Consider the following 24,198-nt stretch of genomic DNA (forward strand, 5'->3'; position numbering starts at 1 on the left):
TGTGCGCCGCGACATTTTGCGGAAAACTCCGGCTCTCCTCAGGAGTCCCCCATGAGCTACCTCCAGGACGACAAACCCGTCACCCTGTTCGAAATTGGCAAGATGCGCGCCGAAGGGCGCAAGATCAGCATGCTCACCTGTTATGACGCTAGCTTCGCGTCGCTACTCGAGCGCGCCGGTGTCGACATCCTCCTCGTCGGTGACTCGCTCGGCAACGTCATACAGGGGCAGAAGTCCACGCTGCCGGTGACGCTCGAGCACATGGTCTATCACACCGAATGTGTCGTGCGCGGCGCGACCCGCCCGTTCATCGTCACCGACATGCCGTTCGGTGCGTATCACGAAAGCCCGTCGCAGGCGATGCGCAGCGCCGCCCGCCTGCTCGCCGCCGGCGCGCAGATGGTCAAGCTCGAAGGCGGCGCCTTCATGGCCGAAACCGTTCGTTTCCTCGTCGAGCGCGGCGTCCCGGTGTGCGCCCACATCGGGCTCACGCCGCAGTCCGTGCACCAGCTGGGCGGTTATCGCGTACAGGGGCGCAGCGAGGCTGCGGCCGCGCAGCTGAAGGCCGATGCGCTTGCGCTGCAACAGGCCGGCGCCGCGCTGATGGTTATGGAAATGGTCCCCGCCGCGCTCGCCCGGGAAGTCACGGCGAGCCTCGGCTCGATGGCGACGATCGGCATCGGCGCAGGCCCGGACTGCGACGGCCAGGTGCTCGTGCTGCACGACATGATCGGTGTCTATCCGGGCAAGAAAGCGCGCTTCGTCAGGAATTTCATGACCGGGAAGACCGACATCGACGAAGCCGTCGCCAGCTACGTCCAGGCCGTCAGGGACGGCAGCTTTCCCGCCGCCGAACACTGTTATTGAGCCGCGCCCTTTCCGCTCCGAGACCTCGCCATGCAGATCCATACCACCATCCAGAGCCTGCGCGCCGCCCGCGCTGCGCTCGGCGGCAAAGTCGCCCTCGTGCCCACGATGGGCAACCTGCACGACGGGCACATCGCCTTGATGCGGCAGGCCGCAGGCCATGCCGATTCGATCGTCGCGAGCATTTTCGTCAACCGCCTGCAGTTCGGCCCGCGCGACGACTTCGACCGCTATCCGCGGACGTTCAAAGCCGACTGCGAACGGCTCGAGGCGGCCGGTGTCGCCCACGTGTTCGCGCCGGACGAAGGCGAAATGTACCCGCAACCGCAGCAGTACCACGTCGAGCCGGCGCCGGCGCATGTGACCATCCTCGAAGGCGAGTTTCGCCCGGATCACTTCCGCGGCGTCGCGACCGTCGTGCTGAAACTCCTCAATATCGTGCGCCCGGACGTCGCGCTGTTCGGCAAGAAGGACTACCAGCAGCTGATGGTGCTGACGAACATGGTGCGCGAACTGGCCGTCGCAGTCGAAGTCGTGCCGGGCGAGACGATCCGCGCGGCCGACGGGCTCGCGCTGTCGTCGCGCAACGGCTACCTGTCCGCCGAAGAGCGCGCCGAAGCGCCGCGGCTGTACCGCGAACTCGCGCGCATCCGAGATGCCGTCCTAAGCGGCGATCGTGATTTCCTGAAGCTCGAAACCGAGGCCACGGCCGGGCTCGCCGCGCATGGCTGGCACCCCGACTACGTCGCCGTGCGCCGTCGCGCGGACCTGCAGCCTCCGGGTCACGCCGATGATCCGCTGGTCGTCCTCGCCGCGGCGAAGCTTGGCCACACGCGGCTGATCGATAATCTCGAAATCTGAACTGCATCGGGCGCCGCCGGCCCGCTTGCCCGCGCAGGTGGCGCTTGCGTCGGCGCCGAAGTCGATTCAAGCTATGACGACGTGTTCACGTCGGTGCCGGCCGGCACGGCAGCCAACGACAAGAGGAGAGAAGCAGCGATGACCATCACGACAGTGCGGCAGATTCTGGAAACAAAAGGCGCAGGCGCCCATGCGGTGTCGCCGGACGTCAGCGTGTTCGATGCGCTGGCAGTCATGGCCGAGCACGACATCGGCGCCGTGCTGGTGACCGAAAACGATCACCTCACGGGGATATTCACCGAACGCGACTACGCGCGGAAACTCGTGCTGAAAGGCCTCAGCTCGAAAGAGGCGACGGTCGGCGAGCTGATGACGCCGAACGTCTGCACGATCACGCCGTCGCACACCGTCGATGAGGTCATGAACATCATGACCGAGAACCGCTTTCGCCACCTGCCGGTCGTCGAGCGCGGCAAGATCGTCGGCATCGTGACGATCGGCGACGTCGTCAAATCGATCATCGTCCAGCAGGAAGAGACGATCAGCCACCTGTCGAGCTACATCGCCGGCGACATCACGAACTGAGCGGCCGCGACGGCGCAGTCTGCCGAATCGGCTGCGCGGCCCAGAGCGCACGCTGCGCCCAGCCGCGCCCGCTTCGCCTTCCGATCCCGGCGGGCTGCGCCGGCGTCGCGCTAGCGCCCCTCCTGCAGCGCCTTGTCGATGATCTCCGCGACGTCGGGTGACAGTCCGGTGGCGCTGCGCACGCGCTCGAGCTGCACGCCGACGCGATTCCGTATTTCAGGCGTGAACCGGCGCCAGCTCTCGAGCGCCCGTGCGATGCGCGACGCGACCTGGGGGTTGCGCTGGTCGAGCGCCAGCACCTGGTCGACCCAGAATACGTACCCGCCGCCGTCCGGCGCATGGAACTCTGCCGGATTGGCGCGGAAAAAACTCCCGAGCAGCGCATAGACCTTGTTCGGGTTCTCGATGCTGAAACCCGGATCGTCCATCAACCTGCGCACCCGCTCGAGCACCGCTGGAGCCTCGGCCTGCCAGCGCCATGCGCCGGCCTGCAGCGCGAACCACTTGTCGAGCACGAGCGCGTCGTCGCGGTAGCGGCGATGAAACGCGTCGAGTGCGGCCTCACGCGCCGGACTCGCGCTGTTGACCAGCGCGGCGAGTGCCCCGAAGCCTTCCGTCATGTTGTCGAAGCGCTCGAACTGCGCGTGCGCCCGCTCGAGACCTTCGCCGACTCCGGCGGCAGCAAGATACTTCAGCGCGAGGTTGCGCAGCGCGCGCCGTCCCGCGTCGGCCGGATGATAGCGGTACGGCCCGGTCACTTCATGCTTGCGGTAAAGCGTCAGCCACTCGTCGCTGAGCGCTCCACCCAGCTCGCGCATCAGCGTCATCAACGCCGCGCGCAGCGGCGCCGGGTCCGCGACCGCCATGCGTTCGAGCAGATAGGCTTCGGCAGGTAGCGCAGCGGCCTGCGCCCTGAAAGCGGGGTCGAGCACTTCATCCGTCAGCAGCGCGCGGAAAGCGCTGACGAAAGCGGCCGGCACCGCCAGCCGACGGCCTGCGGCGGCGTCGGCAGCGAGCGCAAGGGCGACGCGCTCCGCATAGCGCTGCGCCGCATCCCAGCGGTTGAACGCATCGGAGTCGTGCGCCATGCGGAACGCGAGGCGCGCGTCGTCCTCGTCGAGCTCGAGGATCACCGGGGCGGAAAAACCGCGCAGCAGCGAAGGCACGGGCTCGACGTCGAGGTCCGTGAACTGGAAGCTTTGCTCCGCTTCGGTCAGCTCGATCAGTTTCGTCGTCGCGCCGTGGTTGTCGGCGTGCAGCCGCAGCGGCAGGTCGGCGCCGTCCGGCCCGATCAGGCCTACCGCGACCGGAATCACGAGCGGCAGCTTTTCAGGCTGGCCCGGCGTCGGCGGAGTGTGCTGCGCGAGCGTCAGCGTGTAGCTGCGGCTTTCGGCGTCGTAGCGCCCTTCGGCCTTCACGCGCGGCGTGCCGGCCTGGCCGTACCAGCGCATGAACTGGTCGAGGTCGCGCCCGTTCGCTTCGGCCATGCAGTCGACGAAATCGTCGCAGGTCACCGCCTGGCCGTCGTGGTAGCTGAAGTACAGGTCCATGCCGTTGCGGAACCCTTCTGCACCCAGCAGCGTGTGCAGCATGCGGATGACTTCGGCGCCCTTCTCGTACACCGTCGCGGTGTAGAAGTTGTTGATTTCCTGATAGCTGCCCGGGCGGATCGGATGCGCCATCGGGCCCGCGTCCTCGGCGAACTGCGCGGTGCGCAGCACGCGCACGTCGTCGATCCGCTTCACGGCGCGAGCCGACGCGGCGGCGGCCTCGCCCCCCGCCTCGGCCATGCGTCCGAGCATGTCGGCGGAGAACTGCTGGTCGCGGAATACCGTCAGCCCTTCTTTGAGCGTGAGCTGGAACCAGTCGCGGCATGTCACGCGGTTGCCGGTCCAGTTGTGGAAATACTCGTGCGCGACGACGCTTTCGATGTTCTCGTAATCGACGTCGGTAGCGGTGTCGGGCTTCGCCAGGACGTACTTCGAGTTGAAGATGTTGAGGCCCTTGTTCTCCATCGCGCCCATGTTGAAGTCGCTCACGGCGACGATCATGAAGCGGTCGAGATCGAGTTCGAGGCCGAAAGTCTGCTCGTCCCAGCGCAGCGAATGGATCAGCGACTCCATCGCGTGCGCGCTGCGGTCGAGATTGCCGTCTTCGACCCACACCTGCAGCAGCACCTCGCGCCCGGACGCGGTGTTCACCCGCCGTTCGAGCGACACCAGGTTCGCCGCGACGAGCGCGAAAAGATAGGACGGTTTCGGAAACGGATCTTCCCACTTGGCATAGTGGCGACCGCCCTCGAGTGCTCCCTGCTCGACGAGGTTGCCGTTCGACAACAACACCGGGCACGTCGCGGCGTCCGCCTCCAGCGTGACGGTGAACCGCGTCATCGCGTCGGGCCGGTCGGGAAAGAAGCTTATGCGGCGAAAACCTTCCGCTTCGCACTGGGTGAAGAAGCCGCCGCGAGACAGGTAGAGACCCGAAAGCGTCGTGTTCGCCGACGGGTCGACGCGAGTGGCGATTTCGATTTCCGCGCGTTCTCCTGCCAGCGTGATCTCGATTCCGTCAGCGGTGCGCGTAACTGCGTCGGGCGCCGGTTGCGCGCCGTTGACGATCAGCTCGAGCAGTTCGAGGTCTTCACCGCAGAGCCGCAGCGGGGCCGCGGGCGCGACCGCGTTGCGCACGCAGCGCAGACGGCTTTTGACGATCGTCGCCACCGGATCGAGATGGAAGTGCAGGTCGAGGTGGTCGATCCGCCACGCGAGGGGCACATAGGCGGATCGAAGAATGCTGGGGGCGTTTTCCGTTTTCATTGTCGTCTCCGGTCGAGCCGGATCCCTTCAGGCAAATTCAAAGTATACGCAGGATTTTTGCGACGCGAAGAATGCGGCGCGGGAACGCGGCATACGGAACGGGAAGACCGTTGGCGGTTCGTGCCACGGCACGAAGCCGCTTCGCTGCCGCCGCAAGCGGCACCCGCCGCGCCGGTCCGAGCGGCGCCGGGGTCAGGCGGGCCGGAACACGACGCGCGTTCCGGCGAGCCGGTCGTGCAGGAACTGGCGGTCGCGGTCCACGAGCGCCCACACCAGCCCCACACCGAAGCACAGCACGGAAGGCCACGCGAGCGTGTAGCGCAGCCAGGCTGTCGCGACCGGCACCGAACGTCCGTCCGTCGCCACGAGCTGCAGGCGCCAGGTCTGCATCGCGAGCGTCTGGCCGCGCCGCCGCCAGTACCAGACGAAGTACGCACCGAGCACCAGATATACATGCAGCCACGCGACCCATCCCGCGGGAGCGACGTTCAGGACGACGCCGAGCACGAGATAGGGGACCATGAACGTCAGCCCGAGCACACCGAGCAGGAGCAGCGCTTCGTACAGCATGCTGGCAAGGCGGCGACGCAGGCCGGCCAGTTCGACGCGGGGGCGCTGCGGCAAAGGCTTGTTCAATCGAAGATCCAGTTCAGCGAGAGTTTCATTTGTCGTCCGCACGCAACGGCGAGCGCGGCTCGCGCCTGTCGTGCTGCGGCTGGCGTTTTTCCGGCGGGATGCTGCGGTAGCGCTGCCACAGCTCGGGCAGCGACTCCCGCTGGTCGGGAGGAATGTTGCGCAAGGTCCGGTACTGGTCGCGCGCGCGTTCGCGCTGTTCGGGTTCGAGATCGGCCCACGCCTTCATGCGGGCGCGGATGCGCGCCTGCTCTTCGCGCGTGAGCCGACCGTAGCTGTTGGCGATGCCGATCCATTTCTGCCGGTGAGGCTCGCTCATGCCGTTCCAGTCGTTGGCGAGCGGCGCGAGGATTTCCCGCTGTTCGGCGTTCAGATCGCGCCATCCCGGCGCTCCGATCGGCGTGACCGCTCCGACAGCGCCGGCGAAAACCAGCGTTGCGATCAGGATTGCGAGTCTTGCTGCAGCCATGCCTTGAAATCCGCGTCGAGATAAGCGTCGATCGGCAGGTCGTCGATCAACAGCGCCGTGTCCACTTCCTGAAGGGAATTGACACGCGACCAGGTCACCCAGTAATCGCCGACGAGCACCGTCGCGAGGACCGCGAACACCAGCACGGCAGGCCTGAGCACCGCGGGAAGCATCAGGCGAAAACGAAGCTTCCGGCCGAAAAAACGTCCCGACGTTCCGGCGCGGGAACTGGCCCGCAGCGCCTCTTCGCGCGCCCTGCGCAGCCGGCGAGCGAGCTCGTCGTCGATTTCGCGGGTTGCGGCCGAAAGATGACCGGCGAGCTTGTGCCCGAACTCCTGTTCGTTCATAACACGATCCCCTTTGCCTTGAGGGCTGCCGCCAATGTTTGCGTGGCGCGCGAACAGTGGGTCTTCACGCTCCCTTCCGAACACCCCATCACAGCGGCGGTTTCGGAAATATCCATTTCCTCCCAGTAACGCAGCAGGAAGGCTTCGCGTTGACGATTGGGCAGGCGGGCGATCTCCCGCTCGATCGCCGCCATCGTCCTCGCGCGCTCGAACTGGGCGTGCGGCGTGCTGGCGTGAGCGGCATCGGAGTCGGCTGTCAGCATATCCAGCGGATCGCTGTCGTCGTCGCTGCCCGACGTGAATGACGACAGCAGCGTGGTCCACGCGTTGCGCACCTTCTGCCGCCGCAGCGCGTCGTAGATCACGTTCTGCAGGATGCGCTGGAACAGCAGCGGGAGTTCGCCGGGCGGACGGTCGGCGTAGCTGACCGAGAGCTTGAGCATCGCGTCCTGCACCGCATCGAGCGCCGCCTCGTCGGTCCTCAGCGCGTACACGGCCTGCTTGAACGCGCGCTTTTCGACGCCTTCGAGGAAGGTCGAGAGTTCTACCCGGGAAGCCAGCTGTGAGTCCTTCAGAAGCCCGACTGTTCAGTGCTTTGCTGCAATGCGGCGGCAGCCTTGACCAAATGTCGAGTGACCGGTAACGTTCGCCGTTTAGAACGTAACAATGAGCGAGTTTGTAATGGTGCTGACTGGTGCGGAAATTGTAATCAGGTGTCTTCAGGAAGAAAAGGTCGAATACGTGTTCGGCTACCCTGGCGGCGCCGTCCTCTTCATCTACGACGCACTCTTCAACCAGGACAAGGTACGCCACGTGCTGGTGCGCCACGAACAGGCCGCGGTGCACGCGGCCGACGGATTCGCGCGCAGCACCGAAACCGTCGGCGTCGCGCTGGTGACCTCCGGCCCCGGCGCGACGAACGCGATCACCGGCATCGCCACCGCGTACTGCGACTCGATCCCGATGGTCATCATCAGCGGCCAGGTTCCGACCGCCGCGATCGGCCAGGACGCATTCCAGGAAGTCGATACCGTCGGCATCACCCGCCCGTGCGTCAAGCACAACTTCCTCGTCAAGGATGTCCGCGACATCGCGACGACGATCAAGAAGGCGTTCTACCTCGCCAAGACCGGCCGCCCGGGCCCGGTGCTGGTCGACATCCCCAAGGATGTCTCGATGCACAAGTGCGAATTCGAGTACCCGAAAGAGGTCTCGATGCGTTCGTACAACCCGGTCGTCAAGGGCCACCAGGGGCAGATCCGCAAAGCCGTGCAGCTGCTGCTCGACGCCAAGCGCCCGATGATCTACACCGGCGGCGGCGTCGTGCTGTCGGACGCGGCCGAACAGCTCACCAAACTCACCCGCCTGCTCGGGTTCCCGATCACCAACACGCTGATGGGCCTCGGCGGCTACCCGGCGAGCGACCGCCAGTACCTCGGCATGCCCGGCATGCACGGCACCTACGAAGCCAACATGGCGATGCATTACAGCGACGTGCTGCTCGCCATCGGCGCGCGCTTCGACGACCGCGTGATCGGCGACCCGGCCAATTTCGCCGAAGAGCCGCGCAAGATCATCCACGTTGACATCGACCCGTCGTCGATCTCGAAGCGCGTCCGCGTCGATGTCCCGATCGTCGGTGACGTCAAGGAAGTGCTCGAAGAGATGATCCGGCAGATCGAAGCCTCGTCCGCCCGCCCCGATGCCGAGAACGTCGGCACGTGGTGGAAGCAGGTGGACGAATGGCGTCGTCGCGACTGCATGAAGTTCAAGAACTCGGACGAGATCATCAAGCCGCAGTTCGTGATCCAGAAGCTGTGGGAAGTGACCGGCGGGGACGCCTTCGTCACGTCCGACGTCGGCCAGCATCAGATGTGGGCCTCGCAGTACTACCGCTTCGACAAGCCGCGCCGCTGGCTCAACTCCGGCGGGCTCGGGACGATGGGGGTCGGCCTGCCCTACGCGATGGGGGCGCAGCTCGCGCATCCCGGCTCGCCGGTCGCGTGCGTCACCGGCGAAGCCTCGATCCAGATGAACATCCAGGAACTGTCGACGTGCAAGCAGTTCCGCCTGCCGATCAAGATCGTGAACCTCAACAACCGCTATCTCGGCATGGTGCGCCAGTGGCAGCAGCTCTTCCATGGTGAGCGCTACTCCGAGTCCTACATGGATTCGCTGCCCGATTTCGCGAAGCTCGCCGAATCCTACGGTCACGTCGGTTTCAAGATCGAAAAGCCGGCCGACGTCGAAGGCGCGCTGCGCGAAGCTTTCGCGCGCAAGAACGATCTGGTGTTCCTCGACTTCCAGATCGACCAGACGGAAAACGTTTACCCCATGGTCCAGGGCGGCAAGGGCCTCACCGAGATGATCCTGTCCGCCGAAGACCTGTAATCACCGTTCGTTTCGCGGGACGCGCCGACACACTCCCGGCGCGTCGTGCGACGGGGCGCTTACCGGCGCCCGTCGCCGCGGATGCCGGCCTCCGGCAGTCCGTCTCCGCGGAAGCGCGGTTCAATCGTAGCCCTCGAAAGAGACCATCATGAGACACGTCATCTCCCTGCTGATCGAGAACGAATCCGGCGCGCTGTCGCGTGTCTCGGGGCTGTTCTCGGCGCGCGGTTACAACATCGAATCGCTGACGGTGGCGCCGACCGAGGACGCCTCGATGTCGCGCATGACCATCGTCACGTCCGGCTCCGACGACATCATCGAGCAGATCACCAAGCAGCTCAACAAGCTGGTCGAAGTCATCAAGGTCGTCGATATTTCCGAATCGGCGCATATCGAGCGCGAACTGATGATCACGAAAGTCCGCGCAACCGGCAAGGACCGCGACGAGATGAAGCGCATGGCGGACATCTTCCGCGCCCGCGTCATCGACGTGACCGACACCTCTTACGTGATCGAGCTCACCGGCAGCCAGTCGAAGCTCGACGCGTTCATCGATGCGATCGATCCGGCGCTGATCCTCGAAATCGTCCGCTCCGGCGTATGCGGCATCGGCCGTGGCGACCGCATCCTGAAAGTCTGACTCGAACGAACCCGAACGAACCATTTGCGACCGGTGCGAGCGCCGCTATCATGGCGAGCGCCGGAAGCCACCCCCATCGAAAGCTGAAAGGAACAACATGAAAGTCTATTACGACAAGGATGCCGACCTCTCCCTGATCAAGGGCAAGCAGATCACCATCGTCGGCTACGGCTCGCAGGGTCACGCCCATGCCCAGAACCTGAAGGATTCCGGCTGCAAGGTCACGGTCGGCCTGCGCAAGAGCGGCGCCTCGTGGAAGAAGGCCGAAGCAGCCGGTCTCGACGTCCGGGAAGTCGCCGAAGCGGTCAGCGATGCCGACATCGTCATGATCCTGCTGCCCGACGAGAACATCCCCGGTGTCTATTACAACGACGTCGAGCCGAACATCAAGCAGGGCGCGACGCTCGCGTTCGCGCATGGCTTCAACGTGCATTACAACCAGGTCGTGCCGCGCGACGATCTGGACGTCATCATGGTTGCGCCGAAAGGCCCGGGCCACACCGTGCGTTCGGAATACCTCAAGGGCGGCGGCGTGCCGTCGCTGATCGCGGTGCATCAGGACCGCTCCGGCAAGGCCAAGGACATCGCGCTGTCGTACGCCGCGGCCAACGGCGGCACCAAGGGCGGCGTCATCGAGACGAACTTCCGCGAAGAAACCGAGACCGATCTCTTCGGCGAACAGGCCGTGCTGTGCGGCGGCGCCGTCGAGCTCGTGAAAATGGGCTTCGAGACGCTGACCGAAGCCGGCTACGCGCCCGAGATGGCCTACTTCGAGTGCCTGCATGAGCTCAAGCTGATCGTCGACCTGATGTACGAAGGCGGCATCGCGAACATGAACTACTCGATCTCGAACAACGCCGAGTACGGCGAGTACGTGACCGGCCCGGAAGTCATCAACGAGCAGTCGCGCGAAGCGATGCGCGCCGCGCTGAAGCGCATCCAGACCGGCGAGTACGCGAAGATGTTCATCCAGGAAGGCCGCACGAACTATCCGTCGATGACGGCGCGCCGGCGCCTCAACGCAGCGCATCCGATCGAGCAGGTCGGCGGCCAGCTGCGCGACATGATGCCGTGGATCAAGAAGAACAAGCTCGTCGATCAGTCAAAAAACTGAGCTGTCTCGAACGACGGGCCGGGTTCCGCGTCTTGCCGGAACCCGGCCTTTTTTTATCTCGGGTACATCATGTCAAACAATTATCCGCACCCGCTCCTCGCCCGCGAAGGCTGGCCTTTCATCGCGATCGCACTGGCGGTCGCGCTGGTCATCAACGGCGCGGCCGGCTTCGGCTGGGCACTGCCGTTCTGGCTGCTGTTCATCTTCGTCGTGCAGTTCTTCCGCGATCCGTCGCGGCCGATCCCGCAGGGCGCGAAGGACGTGCTGTCGCCTGCCGACGGGCGCATCGTCGCGATCGAGCCGGTACGCGATCCGTATCTCGACCGGGACAGCCTCAAGATCAGCGTGTTCATGAACGTGTTCAACGTGCACTCGAATCGCAGCCCGGTCGATGGCGAAGTCGTCGCGCGCTGGTACAACGCCGGGCGTTTCGTCAATGCCGCGCTCGACAAGGCGTCGGTGGAGAACGAACGCAATGCGCTGCACCTGCGCACGCGGGACGGGCACAACGTCACGTGCGTACAGGTCGCTGGCCTGATCGCCCGGCGCATTCTGTGTTACGTCGAAGCGGGAGCGTCGCTTGCCCGTGGACAGCGCTACGGCTTCATCCGTTTCGGCTCGCGCGTCGATGTCTATCTGCCTCCGGGCAGCCGCGCGCGCGTGACGATCGGCGACAAGGTTTCGGCGTCGAGCACGATCCTGGCCGAGCTGCCCTGATTGCGCGGGGCATGTCATGACATTCCGGGGCTGCGCTAGAATCGCCATTCGGCATCCCGGCCCATAGCGGAACACGCCTCCTCATGCCCATGATCTCCCCCGAGAAACGCCGGCGCGGCATCTACATCCTGCCGAACCTTTTCACGACCGCGGCACTGTTCGCGGGTTTCTACGCGATCGTGCAGGCGATGAACCTGCGTTTCGAACATGCGGCGGTGGCGATCTTCGTCGCGATGGTCCTCGACGGCCTCGACGGCCGCGTCGCGCGCCTGACCCACACGCAGAGCGAATTCGGCGCGGAATACGATTCGCTTTCCGACATGGTGTCGTTCGGCGCGGCCCCGGCGCTGGTGATGTACGAGTGGGCGCTCAAGGATATGGGGAAACTCGGCTGGATCGCGGCGTTCATTTATTGTGCCGGCGCGGCGCTGCGACTGGCCCGCTTCAACACCAACATCGACGTCATCGACAAACGCTACTTCCAGGGGCTGCCCAGTCCTGCCGCCGCCGCGTTGATCGCAGGGCTGGTGTGGGTCGTCATCGACAACGGCCTGACGGGCGAAGACGTGCGCTGGTTCGCCGCGGCGCTGACCATCTTCAGCGGTCTGTCGATGGTCAGCAACGTGCTGTTCTGGAGCGGCAAGAGCATCAACCTGCGCAAGAGCGTGCCGTTCATCGTCGTCATCGCGCTGGTGCTGGCCTTCGCACTGGTATCGAGCTACCCGCCGGGGGTACTGTTCGCGCTATTTCTGGGCTATGCCGTCTCCGGCTACGTGGTCTACATCTGGCGCTTCATGCAGCGACGGCGCACGCAAGAGGCGGCGGTCGGACCGCGAGACGACGAACCGGCACCCTGACCCGGTCCGCAAGAGGCGCGCAGCGCAAGGCCGGGAGGCACGGCTGCGCGAGGCTCCCGGAGCGGCGAGTTCTGTGCGGAACTCCACCGCCCGCGAGGATTCGCCTGCGGAGGCCGCTCTTCAGGCGCGCAGCTCCGCCGTCAGGCGCTTCAGGTCGAGCGTGCGCGCACGCTGCGCGATTTCCGGCGCGTAACGGTCCTGCAGCCCGCGCGCGCTGTCGGTGAGTTGCGCGAAACTCGTCTTCAGCGCCGCCGCGTCGAGCTTGCGGCCGTCCGCGTAATAGCGCTTCGCGACATGCCCGAGCGCATAGGTCGTCGCGAACGAGAACGCCGAACCCGTCGCCTCGCTGCCGATCGTCCGGCCCGTGCCGCCGAGCATCTTGCCGAGCAGTCCGCCGACGAGCTTGCGGCCGAACTGCTCGACGTACTGCGACGTCAGGCCGACGCCGACGGTCGCGAGAAAATCGGTGATGTGCCGCCGGTCCAGTTCGAAGCCGTGCGCCTTGCCGACGCGATACACGAGCCGCGTCTGCAGCGGGATGATCGCCATCGACGCCAGCGACTCGGGCAGCAGTTCCAGCGCGCCGTTCAGGATCGCGGCGTTGAGGATCATCTTGTCGAGTTCGGCCTGGTCGGGTCCGGCGGCGACGGGTATTTCGGGGATCGCCTTGTCGACCGGCGCTTCGGCCAGCGCATCGGCGTCGCGCACGATCGCCGCCGACGAGGCGGGCGCGAGTCCGAGCACACCGCTGAGCCGGTCGAGAAAAGCCGTCTCGCCGGCGTCATGCACGCCGTCCGCATCACACACGCCGACCGCCATCTCGAATGCGAGCTGGCGCAGCTCCGGACTGCCGAGCGCTTCGACCGCCTGCTCGAGGCTGATGCGCTTGAGCAGCACGTCCTGATACAGCGGCATGAAGTCGATGCCGGCTTGCGCCGACAGCGACTCGGCGACGCGGCGCACGTGCTCGCGCTCGCGCGGGTCCTGGTGCCCGTCGGCGAACGCCGCCATGAGGCAGATCGTGATCAGGGAGCGGGTCTGTTCGGGATTCATCGATATCTCTCACGGTAGGTTGGAAAATACAAAGGTCGCGCATCGCGGCGAACCCTAAGGAAGCGCTGATTAAATCAAAACCGTTCGGGCTGAGCCTGTCAAAGCCCTTGTTGTTGCAGGGAATGCCCTTCGACAAGCTCAGGGCGAACGGAATAAATCAGCGCTTCCCTAAACGGCCGGCAGCGTCAGCTCGACACGCAGGCCACCGGCCGGCGCGGCATCCAGCCGCACGTCGCCGCCGTAGAGCTGTGCGAGGTCACGCACGATCGCCAACCCGAGCCCCGACCCGGGCGTGCGTTCATCGGCGCGCACCCCGCGACCGAACACGGCTTCGCGTTCCGGCGCTGCGAGCCCGGGGCCGTCGTCGTCGACGACGATCACGAGCTGGCTGCGCTCGACGGCGATGCGGACCTCGACACGGTGCCGCGCCCATTTGCACGCGTTGTCGACGAGGTTTCCGAGCATTTCCTGGAAATCCTGCTCTTCGCCGCGAAAAGCGGGTTCGCCGGCGCAGGCTTCGATCGCAATCTCGAGGTCACGTTCCGCATGCACGCGCTTCATCACCCGTAGCAGCGATTCGACCAGCGGAAGGACCGCCGTGCGCATCCCCGGCACTTGCACCGCGGCGGCGGCGCGCGCACGCGCCAGATGGTAGTCGACCTGCCGCTGCGCGGTCGCGACCTGCTCGGCGACGAGACGTGCGAGCGGGCCGTCCTCGCGCGCCGCGGCGTTGCCGAGCACCGCCAGCGGCGTCTTGACGGCGTGGGCGAGATTGCCCGCCTGGGTCCGCGCGCGGGTAACCACTTCGGCGTCGTGCTGCAGCAGCGCGTTGAGTTCGTCGACGAGCGGCTGCACTTCGTTCGGATAGGCGCCGTTCAGACGCCGCGTGCGTCCGTCACGCACTTCGCCGAGCGCACTGCGCAGCCGGCGCAGCGGCGCGAGTCCGACCGATACCTGGAGCACCACCGCGGCGACGAGACCGGCCGCCAGCACGCCGAGCGCGATCGCAAGCAGGCCGACGAACTCGCGCACCGGATCGGTCATGCCGCGCTCGTCCGCGGCGACGCTCAGGCGCAGCGACTCGTCGGGGAAAGCGGCCGGGCGGACCACGCGCTCCATCATCACGGCCTGGGCGCGGTCCGGTCCGGCGATGCGGTGGACATGGAGTTCACCGTCGGCCGGACTGTCGGGTGGCACGCGCAGCGTCGTGTCCCACAATGAGCGCGAACGCAGCACCGCCGGCTGCCCCCCGTTCGCAGCGCGGTCGATCTGCCAGTAGAGTCCCGAATACGGCTTCTGCAGCCGCGGGTCGCTCAGTTCGGCGCGCAACCGCGGTGTGCCGTCGACGGCGAAATCGAGATTCGCGGTGAGCTGGTCGAGATGGATGCGCAGTTCGGCTTCGAATCGCTCCGTGACGTGGCGCCGGAAAAGATCGGCGAGAACGAACCCGGTCAGCGTCAGCGTCCCGAGAATCCACACCAGGCTGCCGGCGAGCAGCCGCACGCGCAGCGATCCGGGCGGTGCGCCGAACAGGTTCACGTCGGGCAAGCCATGCGGTAGCCGAGGCCTCTGACTGTTTCGATCATCCCGGGCGGAAGCTTCTTGCGCAGGCGGCCGATGAAGACTTCGATGGTATTCGAATCGCGGTCGAAATCCTGGGCGTAGATGTGCTCGGTGAGATCACTGCGCGACACGATTTCACCCTGGTGGTGCATCAGGTAATCGAGCACGCGCAGCTCGTGGCTGGTCAGGTTCACGGCATCGCCATTCACGCTGACGCGCCCGGCACGCGTATCGAGCAGTACCGGACCGCACGCGAGCTCGGCGCTGGCGTGGCCGCCGGCGCGCCGGATCAGCGCCCGCAGGCGCGCGAGAAGCTCTTCCATGTGGAACGGCTTGGTGAGGTAATCATCGGCGCCGGCATCGATCCCGGCGACTTTTTCATGCCAGTTGTCGCGTGCGGTGAGGATCAGCACCGGCATCGTGCGTCCGGCCGCGCGCCATTTCTTCAGCACCGTGATCCCGTCCATCAGCGGCAGGCCGAGATCGAGCACCACCACGTCGAGCGCTTCGACGTCGCCGATGAAGTGGGCGTCCCGCCCGTTGTCGGCATGGTCGACCGCGTAGCCGGCAGTCGTGAGCGCTTCGACGAGCTGTGCGGCAAGCGTCGGTTCGTCTTCGACGACCAGGACATGCATCAGCGCCTCCCTCCTGTTCCCGGTGCACGTTCGCGATCCCGCAGCACGACCCCGTCGCGCGCGTCGATCTCCAGTTTGACGAGCGCGCCGCCCGCTTTCAGCACCTTGATTTCGTATATCCAGCGCCCCTTTTCCTGCTCGAGCTCGACTTCGATGACCTGCCCCGGGTGATCGCGCTCGACGTTGTCGAGTATGCGTTGCAGCGGCATCACTTCCCCCCGCTCAACGGCGCGGCGGGCGCGATCGTGGTCGTGCTCGTCATCAGCGAGAAGAGCGGACGGTCCCAACGCAACGACCGACGACACGATGACGGCAATGAGGGAAACGAAGCGCACGAGTGACTCCCGGTTGTGGCGATCTGCGAATGTTCCGGCAGCCCGTTTTTAGCAGCCTCGCCATGAACGCACCATGAACGGCCGCTTCAGCTTGGGTTCAGGCACGCCGCTCCACACTCCAGTCACGCTTTGCAATCGCCGTCACCCACCGTCCCGGCCGGAACCGCAGTGCCGCCACGACAAGGATGAAAACATGCCTCCCACACGCTATGCAATCGGTTTCCTATGCGCGTTCGGCCTCGCGTCGACAGCAATCGGCGGGCCGCGGGAAACCCTGATCGATCGCTACGCCGCGGCAGCAAAGGCCGCCGACCCGGATTTCGCCGGGTTTTCGGCCGCTCGCGGCGAAACCCTGCACCGCACGCAACACAACACGGGCAAGGCCGACACGCCAGCCTGCACGTCCTGCCACGGTAACGACGCCCGCAGCGCCGGTCGCACCCGCACGCGAAAGCCGATCGAGCCGATGGCGCTGTCGGTTTCGCCGGAGCGCTACAAGGACGCCACGAAAGTCGAAAAGTGGTTCAAACGCAACTGCGACGAAGTGCTGGGTCGCGAATGCACCCCGCTCGAAAAGGGGGACTGGCTGGCCTACATGATGAACCGCTGATCGCCCTTCCCCACCCTTCCCCGCCCGTCCGAATCGTTTTGCCTTCCGGAAAAGGAGAATCGCATGGACACATCCGTACGTTCGGTCGTCGCCAGCCTGCTCGTCGTCGGCCTGACCGCCACAGTGCTGACCAGGGCTCGCGCCGGCGGCGACGATTATTTCCCGCCCGTCACGGACAAATCCACGGTCGACGAATGCGGCAGCTGTCATATGGCGTTTCCGCCGGCGATGCTGCCCGCCGCATCCTGGCGACGCATGATGGTCGAGCTCGACGATCATTTCGGCGACAACGCCAGCCTCGACCCCGAGACCGCCGCGCATGTCACCCGCTATCTCGTCGACAACGCCGCCGACAGCGGCGGCCGACGCTACGGACGCAAGCTGATGAAAGGCGTGGCAGCCGGGGCTTCGCCGCAGCGCATCACCGAACTGCCGAAATGGGTCCGCGAACATGACGAGGTGTCGCGCAGTGAGTGGCAACACAAGGACGTCGGCTCGAAGGCCAACTGTCCCGCGTGCCACGTGGATGCCAACGACGGCTATTTCGAGGACGACTGACGAATGATGCAGGCCCCTTTTCCGACCTTGAATCCGGACACGACCATGAAGACCCTAATCGCCAGCTTCCTCGCGCTCGTGACCGTCGCCTGGGCAATCACTTCGTCATCGAGCCCCGCCGACGGCGTGTCCCTGCCTTGGGCGGTGCGGCAGGAAGCGCTGTATCTAACCGGGCTGTGGGCGTTCTCGCTGATGTCGCTGGCGATCGTGCTGGCGACGCGGCCGGCGTGGCTCGAGCGGCCGCTGGGCGGCATGGACCGGATCTACCGCGTGCATAAAGGGGCAGGTATTCTCGCGATCAGCTTCGCGGCGCTGCACTGGCTCGTCGAGATGTCCGACGATCTCATCAAGTCTGTCGTCGGCCGCGAAGGGCGGTTGCCGAAAGAACACGAAAGCGGCTTTCTCGAAGTCATGCGCGACGTTGCCGAGGATTTCGGCGAATGGGCGATCTACGCGCTGATCGCGATGCTCGTGCTGACGCTGTGGAAGCGCCTGCCGTACCGGCTGTGGCGCCACGTGCACCATGCGATGCCGGTGCTGTACGGCATGCTCGCGATCCACGCCGCGTTCCTCGCGCCGCTCGACTACTGGACGGGCGCGATCGGTGCGCTGCTCGCGCTGTTCATCGCCGCCGGCACCGTTTCGGGCCTGCGCTCGCTGTCCGGACGCATCGGGCGGGCGCGCCAGGTCGGCGGTCGCATCGAGTCGGTGCGGGAACAGGCCTCCGGTCTGACGGAGGTCGTCTGCCGCCTCGAGGACGGCTGGCGCGGTCATCGCCCCGGGCAGTTCGCGTTCGTCACGTTCGATCGCATCGAAGGCGCCCACCCCTTCACGATCGCGTGCGCCGACCGTGGCGACCGCCGCATCGCTTTCCAGATCAAGGGTCTGGGCGACTATACGCAAGGCCTCGCGGCGCGGCTTTCTGCCGGCCAGCCGGTAACGATCGAAGGCCCGTACGGCCGCTTCGACTATCGCCGCGGTACGCGCAAGTCGGAACAGGTTTGGATCGCCGGCGGCATCGGCGTCACGCCTTTCCTGGCGTGGCTCGAGTCGCTGCAGGAAGCGCTGGCGCAAGCTCCGGTCGCAGACTTCTACTACTGCACGCGCCAGCGCGACGACGATCCGTTCGTGGCGCGCCTCGAGTCGCTGTGCGCCGCGCTGCCGACAATCCGCCTGCATGTCGTCAGCACCGACCGCGACCGGCCGCTGACCGCCGAAGCGCTGCACGCCCGCCACGCCGGCCCGCGCCAGCCGGAAATCTGGTTCTGCGGGCCGCCGGCTTTTGCCCAGGCGCTGCGCAGCGGACTGCGTCGTTTGGGCATGAGGCGCGTGCGGTTTCACCAGGAGGCGTTCGAAATGCGCTGACGGCGCTCGCAATCGCGAGGATCGACAAAAACAATCGGCCTCGCGCTTGCGCAGTTTCCGGCGCCTGTTTTATAGTCCCGAGCATGACTTTCGAACGCGACCCCTCCCTTCTGTCGCTTCGCCCTCTGCCGGCGGGCCTGCTGCTGCTCGGCCCGCTGCTGCGCCCCGCGCGCTAAATACATTCCCCTCCCTTCGTGTTGTTTGCCTGCTGCCGGCGTGAAAGCGCCGGCACTTGTCATATCCGCTTTCGCCATCCCATTTCCACAGGAGCCGACGATGAAAGACCACTTGATCGTATTCGATACCACTTTGCGTGACGGCGAACAAAGCCCCGGCGCGTCGATGACGCGCGACGAGAAGCTGCGCATCGCCCGGCAACTGGAGCGGATGCGCGTCGACGTCATCGAAGCCGGTTTTCCTGCCGCTTCGAACGGCGACTTCGAGTCGGTTCGCGCGATTGCCGAAGCGATCAGGGAATCGACGGTGTGCGGCCTCGCGCGCGCGAACGAAGCCGACATCCGCCGCGCCGGCGAGGCGATTCGCGTCGCCGCGCGCGGACGCATCCACACCTTCATCGCGACCAGCCCGATCCACATGGAAATGAAGCTGCGGATGTCGCCCGACCAGGTCGTCGAGCAGGCGGTGCGCGCGATCGGCTGGGCCAAGGAATACACCGACGACATCGAATTCTCGGCAGAGGATGCCGGCCGCTCGGAAATCGACTTCCTCTGTCGCATCTTCGAGGCCGTCATCAAGGCCGGTGCGAAGACGATCAACGTGCCCGACACCGTCGGCTACAACGTCCCCGAGCAGTATGCGCAGACCATCCGCACGTTGATCGAGCGCGTGCCGGACGCCGACAAGGTCGTCTGGTCGGTGCATTGCCACAACGACCTCGGCCTTGCCGTCGCGAACTCGCTCGCCGCCGTCATGGCCGGCGCGCGTCAGGTCGAATGCACGCTCAACGGGCTCGGCGAACGGGCCGGCAACGCGGCGCTCGAGGAACTGGTGATGGCGGTACGCACGCGCCAGGACGTGTTTCCGTGCGACACGCGCATCGACGCCACGCAGATCGTGCCGGCGTCGAAGCTGGTTTCGGGCGTCACCGGTTTTCCGGTCCAGCCGAACAAGGCGATCGTCGGCGCGAATGCTTTCGCCCATGAATCCGGCATTCACCAGGACGGCGTGCTCAAGCACCGCGAAACCTACGAGATCATGCGCGCCGAGGACGTCGGCTGGGGCGCGAACAAGCTCGTCCTCGGCAAGCATTCCGGACGCAACGCGTTTCGCAGCCGGCTGCAGGAAATCGGCATCGTCGTCGCGTCCGAAGAGCATCTGAACCACGCGTTCGCGCGCTTCAAGGAACTCGCCGACAAGAAGCACGAGATTTTCGACGAGGATATCCAGGCGCTGATGAGCGACGAGGTCGTCACTCCCGACCAGGAGCACTACCGCCTCGTCGCCTCGCGCTTCCATTCGGAGACCGGCGAGACGCCGCGGGCCGACCTGACGCTGTCCGTCGACGGCCAAGAGACGCGCACTTCAGCCGAAGGATCCGGCCCCGTCGATGCCGCGTTCAAGGCGATCGAGGCGATCGCCGGCAGCGGCACCGAGCTGCTGCTGTATTCGGTCAATGCGATCACCACCGGCACCGACGCGCAGGGCGAAGTCACCGTTCGCCTGGCCAGGGAAGACAAGGTCGTCAACGGCCAGGGGGCCGATACCGACATCATCGTCGCGTCGGCGAAAGCGTATCTCAACGCGCTGAACAAGCTGCACAGCAAGCTCGAGCGGCTGAACCCGCAGTTGTGAGCTGCCGCGGCCGCCAGCGCCGATGCGGGCGGCCTCGATCAGGCGTTCTCCGGCCGCTGGCGCGACGGGGCCGAGCGCCGTGCATACAGCACGGCGCTCGCAAACAGCAGCATCGCGAGGGCCGCTTCGGCGATCGCGAGGGCTCCGGCCAAGCCGGGATCGCTCGCGCGCACGACCCCTTCGACGAGGTACAGCAGCACCAGCATCGACAGCCACTGGTAGGTGTAGCGCCGCCCTTTCAACACGCCGAACAGCGCCGGCATCAACGGCAACACTTTCAGCATCATCCACGAGCCGCCCGGGCGCAGCGGCGCGAGCCAGATTTCCCACAGCAGGCACAGCGCGATCAGGGCGACGAGCAGGACGCTCGATGCGAAGTTCAAGGCCCGCAGCGTCATCACCGCTCCGCGAGTTTCAGCGCGCTCGACGCGAGGCGCCGCCCGAGCGCGACGGCGAGGCGCATCTCGTCGTCGCTCGGTTCGGGATTGCCATCCGCGCCCGACACGTGACTCGCGCCATACGGCGTGCCGCCGCTTCGCGTGGCGTTGAGTTCCGGCTCGGAATACGGCAGGCCGACGATCAGCATGCCGTGGTGCAGCAACGGCAGCATCATCGACAACAGCGTGGATTCCTGCCCGCCGTGCAGGCTCGCCGTCGACGTGAACACCGCTGCCGGCTTGCCGGCGAGCGTGCCATTGACCCACGCGCCGGCGAGCCCGTCGAGAAAATACTTCAGCGGCGCGGCCATGTTGCCGAACCGCGTCGGGCTGCCGAGCGCGAGGCCGATGCACTCCTGCAGGTCGCGCGCCTCGGCATACGGCGGCCCGGCGGCGGGAATGTCGTCCTCCACGGCTTCGCATACCGTCGACACGCGCGGCACGGTGCGCACGCGCGCCGCGACACCCGGCACCTGATGGATGCCGCGGGCGATGTGCTCGGCGAGCGCGCGCACCGAGCCGCGGTGGCTGTAATACAGGACGAGGATTTCTTTCATATCGACAGCCGCAGCTAGAATGACGAAATTATACGCGTCTGCCTCGCGCCGCCCGGAACCCACTCGATGATGCCGCTGACCGCCGCCCGCGAGTTCATGCGCCTGCTGGCCGGACGTTTCCTCGCCACCCGCTGCCCGCAGGTTGCCGGCAGCCTCGCCTTCACGACGCTGCTGGCGATCGTTCCGCTGGTCACGGTGATCATCGCCCTGTTCAGCAATTTTCCCGCGTTCTCGCGCCTCGGCGCGTCACTGCGCACTTTCCTGCTCGAAAACCTGCTGCCGGAGCGTGCCGGCCAGATCATCGCGACCTATGCGTACCAGTTCTCGCAGCAAGCGGCCGGGCTCACGCTGATCGGCACCGTGCTGCTGGTGCTGACCGCGCTGATGCTGCTGATGACGATCGACCACGTGTTCAATCACATCTGGGGCGTGCGTCGTCCGCGCCCGCTCCTCACCCGCCTCATGGTTCACTGGTTCGCAATGACCCTCGGCCCGCTTGCGCTCGGCGGCACCGTGCTCGCGACCGGCCATCTGGTCGCGACATCGATCGCGCTGGCCGGCGAAGGGTCGTGGCTCGGCGAAACGTTTGCCCGCCTCGTGCCGACCGTCCTGCTCGGTTCGCTGTTCAGCGTTCTGTACTACGTCGTCCCGAACCATCCGGTGCGGATGCTCCATGCGCTCGCCGGCGGCGTCGCTGCAGCGGTCGCGTTCGTGCTGATGCAGCGGCTGTTCGGGCTCTTCCTCGTCCGCATGCCGACCTATACGCTGATCTACGGCACTTTCGCGGCGCTGCCGATCTTTCTCGTCTGGCTCTATCTGTCGTGGGTCGTGATCCTGCTCGGTGCGGCGCTGTCGGCGACCTTGCCCAGCTTCTTCGAGCGCGCGCGCATCCTGCGCGCATTCCCCGGCGATCGTGCGTGGGCCGCGGTGACGATGCTCATCGCGCTCGCCGAAGCCCAGCACGCCGGCACCACGCTTCCGTTCGCGACGCTCCAGGTTGGCGCACGCGTCAGCAGCAACGAAGGCGAGGCGCTGCTCGGCGAGATGCGCGACGCGGGCTGGGTCGCGCACACCGAAGAGGGGAACTGGCTGCTGAGCCGGCAAGCCGCGGAGATCGGCCTGGCAGCGGTCGTGAACCGCTTTGCGCTGTCCCCGGCGGCCTGGCGCGAAGCTGCGGGCGACGACGAGGCCTCGCGGCGCATCGCCGAGCAGCTCGCCACGGCCCTGCATTGCGCCGATCTGCCGCTGTCCGCGCTGACTTCGGCCGGGAGCAGGGTTCAACCGGGATAAAGATCGATTTCGTACTGGAAGATTTCCACGCTCGCCGTCTGCATGTCCAGACCGAGGACTCGCGCCTGCGCGACATACAGGTGATCGCTCTCCTGCACGAGGCTGAACGCGCGCGACTTGCAGGTGCCGGCCGCGGCGACGAGCGCCGGATGGCGGCGCACGGGGGCACGGGCGCCAATCGCAGCGCCGGAACCATCGCTGGCGTTTCGCCGCCGCCGAAACCCAGCATGACGGCGCTCCACGCGGATGCGATCACCTGCAGCCCGAGCTCGACGCGATCCGGGCTGTCGTGGCGAATCCAGCGCACGAGGCACAGCGTCCACGCCTCCGCGGCATCCCGGCGCAGTGCCAGCGGCATCCCGGCCGCGACACTGCCGGTCACCCCCGCGACGGCGATGATCGCGTAGCCGCCCGAACTCTCGTTGATCACGATCCATTCGGCAACGCTCGCAGCGTCGCCAGCGTCGCGGCTCGCGTCCCAGAGCGCCTGCAGCCCGACACACACCTGCACCGGATATCGACCGGAACGCCGCGTGTCGGTGCGGCTCGGCGGAGACATCCAGCGCTCGCGCATCCGCCCGAGCAGCGACAGCGCCTCGTCCGGAGTCAGCCCGACCGGCAGTCCCGGCCCTTCCATTCCGAACGCCTCACTGTCCGGGGCAAACCCGACCGACGCCTCGGGAGAAATGCCCGCCCTGAGCCATTCGAGCTTTGGCAATAGCGCACGGGCGACGCCGTAAGCCGAGAAATACAGCAGCGTGTCCGACACCGGCGGCTTGCCACGCGCGATCGGCACCGGCGGCGTTCCCGCCGCCGGATCGATCCAGAATGCGGCCGAGAGCGGCAGGAGTGGCACGCGTGAAAACTCCGCCGCGGCGGCTGCCTGCGCGAGGAAATCGTGCGCCCACACGACTTCGCGAGCGCTCAGGGTTTCCGGTTGCAGTGCGGCGAGCGCGAGGAGGCGCTTGAACTGCAGCGCCACGTCTGCGGCAGCCGTGCCGGCAAGCGCATCGCCATCTGTGTCGGCAGTGTCGCCGGCGACCGCGAGTTCGCAAGCGAGGCGCCACGACTCGCCGGGAGCCGGTCTGCCGCCCATCATCGCGATCAGGCAGGCTTCCTCCACGAGCCGCAACGCTCGTGCGCAGTAGACGTCCGGATCGCTGCCTGTCCGCATTCCCCCGTCACGCATGATCGCCATCACTCGCTGCAGACTCGCGGCGATCTCCAGCAGCGCGCCGGTCAGTTCGGCCGCCGCGACGTGCTGCCTGCGCGGCACCGGCAGCGCCGCGGCGAGAAGCCGGGACTTGAAACGTTCGCAGACATCGAGCACCCGCGCTTCGAACTGTTCGACGCATTGCAGGAACCGCATGTTGCCGACCGGCAGCTCCGAAAGCGCAGTGAAATGGGCGCGCAGCCGTTCCAGGTCCACGCCCGGATCGTCGGCCGGCTCCGCGTCGAGCCACGCAAGTGCCGCAGCGACGCAAGCCGGAACGGGGTCGGGGGAAGTCATGCGGTGCGGGTTCCGTCCAAAAGATCCGGCATTCTAGTCAAGAATCACCGCGCTGCGCGCCTTGCACCGCCTCCGCACCCGCGAACATCGAGCGTGCGTGAATTGCGTCACGATGAAGACGGCCCTTGTCCCCACCGAGCATATGCCCTACAATCGTCGGCTTTTCGCACCTACTAATC

26 protein-coding genes are annotated in these 24,198 nt (G+C 66.2%); 14 read left to right on the forward strand and 12 right to left on the reverse strand.

Annotated elements, in window-relative coordinates; translation table 11 throughout:
• Positions 1 to 51: 51 nt before the first annotated feature.
• From panB to PA01_01970, 3 genes are all read left to right on the forward strand, one after another.
• Complete coding sequence (gene panB / locus PA01_01960) at positions 52 to 867, forward strand: 3-methyl-2-oxobutanoate hydroxymethyltransferase (GenBank protein KON80571.1); 816 nt, start codon at positions 52 to 54, stop codon at positions 865 to 867.
• 30 nt (positions 868 to 897) lie between these two features.
• The gene (gene panC / locus PA01_01965) at positions 898 to 1,728 is read left to right on the forward strand and encodes a pantoate--beta-alanine ligase (GenBank protein ID KON80572.1); all 831 of its coding nucleotides are present in this window, start codon (positions 898 to 900) and stop codon (positions 1,726 to 1,728) included.
• Between the two features lie 138 nt (positions 1,729 to 1,866).
• On the forward strand, positions 1,867 to 2,313 hold the full coding sequence (locus PA01_01970) for a CBS domain-containing protein (GenBank protein KON80573.1): 447 nt from the start codon (positions 1,867 to 1,869) through the stop codon (positions 2,311 to 2,313).
• Between the two features lie 110 nt (positions 2,314 to 2,423).
• Here PA01_01970 and pepN read toward each other — a convergent pair whose 3' ends face one another.
• The 5 genes from pepN to PA01_01995 all read right to left on the reverse strand — a co-directional run bounded on the left by pepN (position 2,424) and on the right by PA01_01995 (position 7,135).
• Positions 2,424 to 5,126, reverse strand: a complete 2,703-nt coding sequence (gene pepN / locus PA01_01975; GenBank protein ID KON80574.1) for an aminopeptidase N — start codon at positions 5,124 to 5,126, stop codon at positions 2,424 to 2,426.
• 192 nt (positions 5,127 to 5,318) lie between these two features.
• On the reverse strand, positions 5,319 to 5,762 hold the full coding sequence (locus PA01_01980; GenBank protein ID KON82243.2) for an RDD family protein: 444 nt from the start codon (positions 5,760 to 5,762) through the stop codon (positions 5,319 to 5,321).
• Between the two features lie 25 nt (positions 5,763 to 5,787).
• The gene (locus PA01_01985; GenBank protein KON80575.1) at positions 5,788 to 6,228 is read right to left on the reverse strand and encodes a DUF3106 domain-containing protein; all 441 of its coding nucleotides are present in this window, start codon (positions 6,226 to 6,228) and stop codon (positions 5,788 to 5,790) included.
• Complete coding sequence (locus PA01_01990; GenBank protein ID KON80576.1) at positions 6,201 to 6,575, reverse strand: DUF3619 family protein; 375 nt, start codon at positions 6,573 to 6,575, stop codon at positions 6,201 to 6,203. Before PA01_01990 ends, PA01_01985 begins: the two co-directional genes overlap by 28 nt.
• A complete protein-coding gene (locus PA01_01995) occupies positions 6,572 to 7,135 on the reverse strand; it encodes an RNA polymerase sigma factor (protein KON80577.2) in 564 nt (187 codons plus the stop codon). The genes PA01_01990 and PA01_01995 overlap by 4 nt, the downstream gene beginning before the upstream one ends.
• 121 nt (positions 7,136 to 7,256) lie before the next feature.
• Between PA01_01995 and PA01_02000 the strand changes: the two genes are divergently transcribed.
• The 5 genes from PA01_02000 (at position 7,257) to pssA (ending at position 12,294) form a co-directional block, all read left to right on the forward strand.
• Positions 7,257 to 8,966 (forward strand): acetolactate synthase 3 catalytic subunit, encoded by a 1,710-nt coding sequence (locus tag PA01_02000; protein ID KON80578.1) that lies wholly within the window; start codon positions 7,257 to 7,259, stop codon positions 8,964 to 8,966.
• Positions 8,967 to 9,114: 148 nt separating this feature from the next.
• Positions 9,115 to 9,606 carry an acetolactate synthase small subunit gene (gene ilvN / locus PA01_02005; GenBank protein KON80579.1) on the forward strand — a complete coding sequence of 164 codons (492 nt, stop codon included), beginning with the start codon at positions 9,115 to 9,117 and terminating at the stop codon, positions 9,604 to 9,606.
• A gap of 97 nt (positions 9,607 to 9,703) precedes the next feature.
• Positions 9,704 to 10,720 (forward strand): ketol-acid reductoisomerase, encoded by a 1,017-nt coding sequence (ilvC, locus tag PA01_02010; protein KON80580.1) that lies wholly within the window; start codon positions 9,704 to 9,706, stop codon positions 10,718 to 10,720.
• A gap of 69 nt (positions 10,721 to 10,789) precedes the next feature.
• Positions 10,790 to 11,437 carry a phosphatidylserine decarboxylase gene (locus tag PA01_02015; GenBank protein KON80581.1) on the forward strand — a complete coding sequence of 216 codons (648 nt, stop codon included), beginning with the start codon at positions 10,790 to 10,792 and terminating at the stop codon, positions 11,435 to 11,437.
• An 83-nt stretch (positions 11,438 to 11,520) separates the two neighbouring features.
• The gene (gene pssA, locus PA01_02020; GenBank protein KON80582.1) at positions 11,521 to 12,294 is read left to right on the forward strand and encodes a CDP-diacylglycerol--serine O-phosphatidyltransferase; all 774 of its coding nucleotides are present in this window, start codon (positions 11,521 to 11,523) and stop codon (positions 12,292 to 12,294) included.
• 120 nt (positions 12,295 to 12,414) lie between these two features.
• Here pssA and PA01_02025 read toward each other — a convergent pair whose 3' ends face one another.
• The 4 genes from PA01_02025 to PA01_02040 all read right to left on the reverse strand — a co-directional run bounded on the left by PA01_02025 (position 12,415) and on the right by PA01_02040 (position 15,880).
• Positions 12,415 to 13,347, reverse strand: a complete 933-nt coding sequence (locus PA01_02025) for a DUF533 domain-containing protein (GenBank protein ID KON80583.1) — start codon at positions 13,345 to 13,347, stop codon at positions 12,415 to 12,417.
• Positions 13,348 to 13,515: 168 nt separating this feature from the next.
• Positions 13,516 to 14,886, reverse strand: coding sequence for a sensor histidine kinase (locus PA01_02030; protein KON82244.1), 1,371 nt, complete (start codon positions 14,884 to 14,886; stop codon positions 13,516 to 13,518).
• Positions 14,883 to 15,545 carry a response regulator transcription factor gene (locus PA01_02035; protein ID KON80584.1) on the reverse strand — a complete coding sequence of 221 codons (663 nt, stop codon included), beginning with the start codon at positions 15,543 to 15,545 and terminating at the stop codon, positions 14,883 to 14,885. The genes PA01_02030 and PA01_02035 overlap by 4 nt, the downstream gene beginning before the upstream one ends.
• The gene (locus PA01_02040) at positions 15,545 to 15,880 is read right to left on the reverse strand and encodes a PepSY domain-containing protein (GenBank protein KON80585.1); all 336 of its coding nucleotides are present in this window, start codon (positions 15,878 to 15,880) and stop codon (positions 15,545 to 15,547) included. Before PA01_02040 ends, PA01_02035 begins: the two co-directional genes overlap by 1 nt.
• Positions 15,881 to 16,073: 193 nt before the next feature.
• Between PA01_02040 and PA01_02045 the strand changes: the two genes are divergently transcribed.
• From PA01_02045 to PA01_02060, 4 genes are all read left to right on the forward strand, one after another.
• Entirely contained in the window at positions 16,074 to 16,490 is a 417-nt protein-coding gene (locus tag PA01_02045; protein ID KON80586.1) for a DUF1924 domain-containing protein, read from the forward strand.
• Positions 16,491 to 16,553: 63 nt separating this feature from the next.
• Entirely contained in the window at positions 16,554 to 17,048 is a 495-nt protein-coding gene (locus PA01_02050) for a diheme cytochrome c (GenBank protein ID KON80587.1), read from the forward strand.
• 45 nt (positions 17,049 to 17,093) lie between these two features.
• Entirely contained in the window at positions 17,094 to 18,413 is a 1,320-nt protein-coding gene (locus tag PA01_02055) for a ferric reductase-like transmembrane domain-containing protein (protein ID KON82245.1), read from the forward strand.
• A 276-nt stretch (positions 18,414 to 18,689) separates the two neighbouring features.
• On the forward strand, positions 18,690 to 20,225 hold the full coding sequence (locus tag PA01_02060) for a 2-isopropylmalate synthase (GenBank protein ID KON80588.1): 1,536 nt from the start codon (positions 18,690 to 18,692) through the stop codon (positions 20,223 to 20,225).
• Positions 20,226 to 20,263: 38 nt separating this feature from the next.
• Here the strand turns inward: PA01_02060 and PA01_02065 are convergent, their stop codons facing one another.
• Positions 20,264 to 20,623, reverse strand: coding sequence for a DUF2069 domain-containing protein (locus tag PA01_02065; protein KON80589.1), 360 nt, complete (start codon positions 20,621 to 20,623; stop codon positions 20,264 to 20,266).
• The gene (wrbA, locus tag PA01_02070) at positions 20,623 to 21,219 is read right to left on the reverse strand and encodes an NAD(P)H:quinone oxidoreductase (protein ID KON80590.1); all 597 of its coding nucleotides are present in this window, start codon (positions 21,217 to 21,219) and stop codon (positions 20,623 to 20,625) included. Before wrbA ends, PA01_02065 begins: the two co-directional genes overlap by 1 nt.
• 66 nt (positions 21,220 to 21,285) lie before the next feature.
• On the opposite strand from wrbA, the gene PA01_02075 reads away from it, so the two are divergent.
• Positions 21,286 to 22,509 (forward strand): YihY family inner membrane protein, encoded by a 1,224-nt coding sequence (locus PA01_02075; protein ID KON82246.2) that lies wholly within the window; start codon positions 21,286 to 21,288, stop codon positions 22,507 to 22,509.
• On the opposite strand, the gene PA01_18450 is transcribed toward PA01_02075, so the two are convergent.
• Positions 22,497 to 22,670, reverse strand: coding sequence for a hypothetical protein (locus tag PA01_18450; protein ID KAI5913008.1), 174 nt, complete (start codon positions 22,668 to 22,670; stop codon positions 22,497 to 22,499). The genes PA01_02075 and PA01_18450 overlap by 13 nt on opposite strands.
• Before the next feature lie 776 nt (positions 22,671 to 23,446).
• Between PA01_18450 and PA01_18455 the strand changes: the two genes are divergently transcribed.
• The gene (locus PA01_18455; GenBank protein KAI5913009.1) at positions 23,447 to 24,196 is read left to right on the forward strand and encodes a hypothetical protein; all 750 of its coding nucleotides are present in this window, start codon (positions 23,447 to 23,449) and stop codon (positions 24,194 to 24,196) included.
• The last annotated feature ends 2 nt before the right edge of the window (positions 24,197 to 24,198 follow it).

The organism is Azoarcus sp. PA01 (assembly GCA_001274695.2).
Classification (GTDB): Bacteria; Pseudomonadota; Gammaproteobacteria; order Burkholderiales; family Rhodocyclaceae; genus Aromatoleum.

Bases quoted from the DNA above. Each gene is read 5' to 3' on its own strand.
- panB (KON80571.1), top strand. From the start codon at position 52: ATGAGCTACCTCCAGGACGACAAACCCGTCACCCTGTTCGAAATTGGC.
- panC (KON80572.1), top strand. From the start codon at position 898: ATGCAGATCCATACCACCATCCAGAGCCTGCGCGCCGCCCGCGCTGCG.
- PA01_01970 (KON80573.1), top strand. From the start codon at position 1,867: ATGACCATCACGACAGTGCGGCAGATTCTGGAAACAAAAGGCGCAGGC.
- pepN (KON80574.1), bottom strand. From the start codon at position 5,126: ATGAAAACGGAAAACGCCCCCAGCATTCTTCGATCCGCCTATGTGCCC.
- PA01_01985 (KON80575.1), bottom strand. From the start codon at position 6,228: ATGGCTGCAGCAAGACTCGCAATCCTGATCGCAACGCTGGTTTTCGCC.
- PA01_01990 (KON80576.1), bottom strand. From the start codon at position 6,575: ATGAACGAACAGGAGTTCGGGCACAAGCTCGCCGGTCATCTTTCGGCC.
- PA01_02000 (KON80578.1), top strand. From the start codon at position 7,257: ATGGTGCTGACTGGTGCGGAAATTGTAATCAGGTGTCTTCAGGAAGAA.
- ilvN (KON80579.1), top strand. From the start codon at position 9,115: ATGAGACACGTCATCTCCCTGCTGATCGAGAACGAATCCGGCGCGCTG.
- ilvC (KON80580.1), top strand. From the start codon at position 9,704: ATGAAAGTCTATTACGACAAGGATGCCGACCTCTCCCTGATCAAGGGC.
- PA01_02015 (KON80581.1), top strand. From the start codon at position 10,790: ATGTCAAACAATTATCCGCACCCGCTCCTCGCCCGCGAAGGCTGGCCT.
- pssA (KON80582.1), top strand. From the start codon at position 11,521: ATGCCCATGATCTCCCCCGAGAAACGCCGGCGCGGCATCTACATCCTG.
- PA01_02025 (KON80583.1), bottom strand. From the start codon at position 13,347: ATGAATCCCGAACAGACCCGCTCCCTGATCACGATCTGCCTCATGGCG.
- PA01_02035 (KON80584.1), bottom strand. From the start codon at position 15,545: ATGCATGTCCTGGTCGTCGAAGACGAACCGACGCTTGCCGCACAGCTC.
- PA01_02045 (KON80586.1), top strand. From the start codon at position 16,074: ATGCCTCCCACACGCTATGCAATCGGTTTCCTATGCGCGTTCGGCCTC.
- PA01_02050 (KON80587.1), top strand. From the start codon at position 16,554: ATGGACACATCCGTACGTTCGGTCGTCGCCAGCCTGCTCGTCGTCGGC.
- PA01_02055 (KON82245.1), top strand. From the start codon at position 17,094: ATGAAGACCCTAATCGCCAGCTTCCTCGCGCTCGTGACCGTCGCCTGG.
- PA01_02060 (KON80588.1), top strand. From the start codon at position 18,690: ATGAAAGACCACTTGATCGTATTCGATACCACTTTGCGTGACGGCGAA.
- PA01_02065 (KON80589.1), bottom strand. From the start codon at position 20,623: ATGACGCTGCGGGCCTTGAACTTCGCATCGAGCGTCCTGCTCGTCGCC.
- wrbA (KON80590.1), bottom strand. From the start codon at position 21,219: ATGAAAGAAATCCTCGTCCTGTATTACAGCCACCGCGGCTCGGTGCGC.
- PA01_02075 (KON82246.2), top strand. From the start codon at position 21,286: ATGATGCCGCTGACCGCCGCCCGCGAGTTCATGCGCCTGCTGGCCGGA.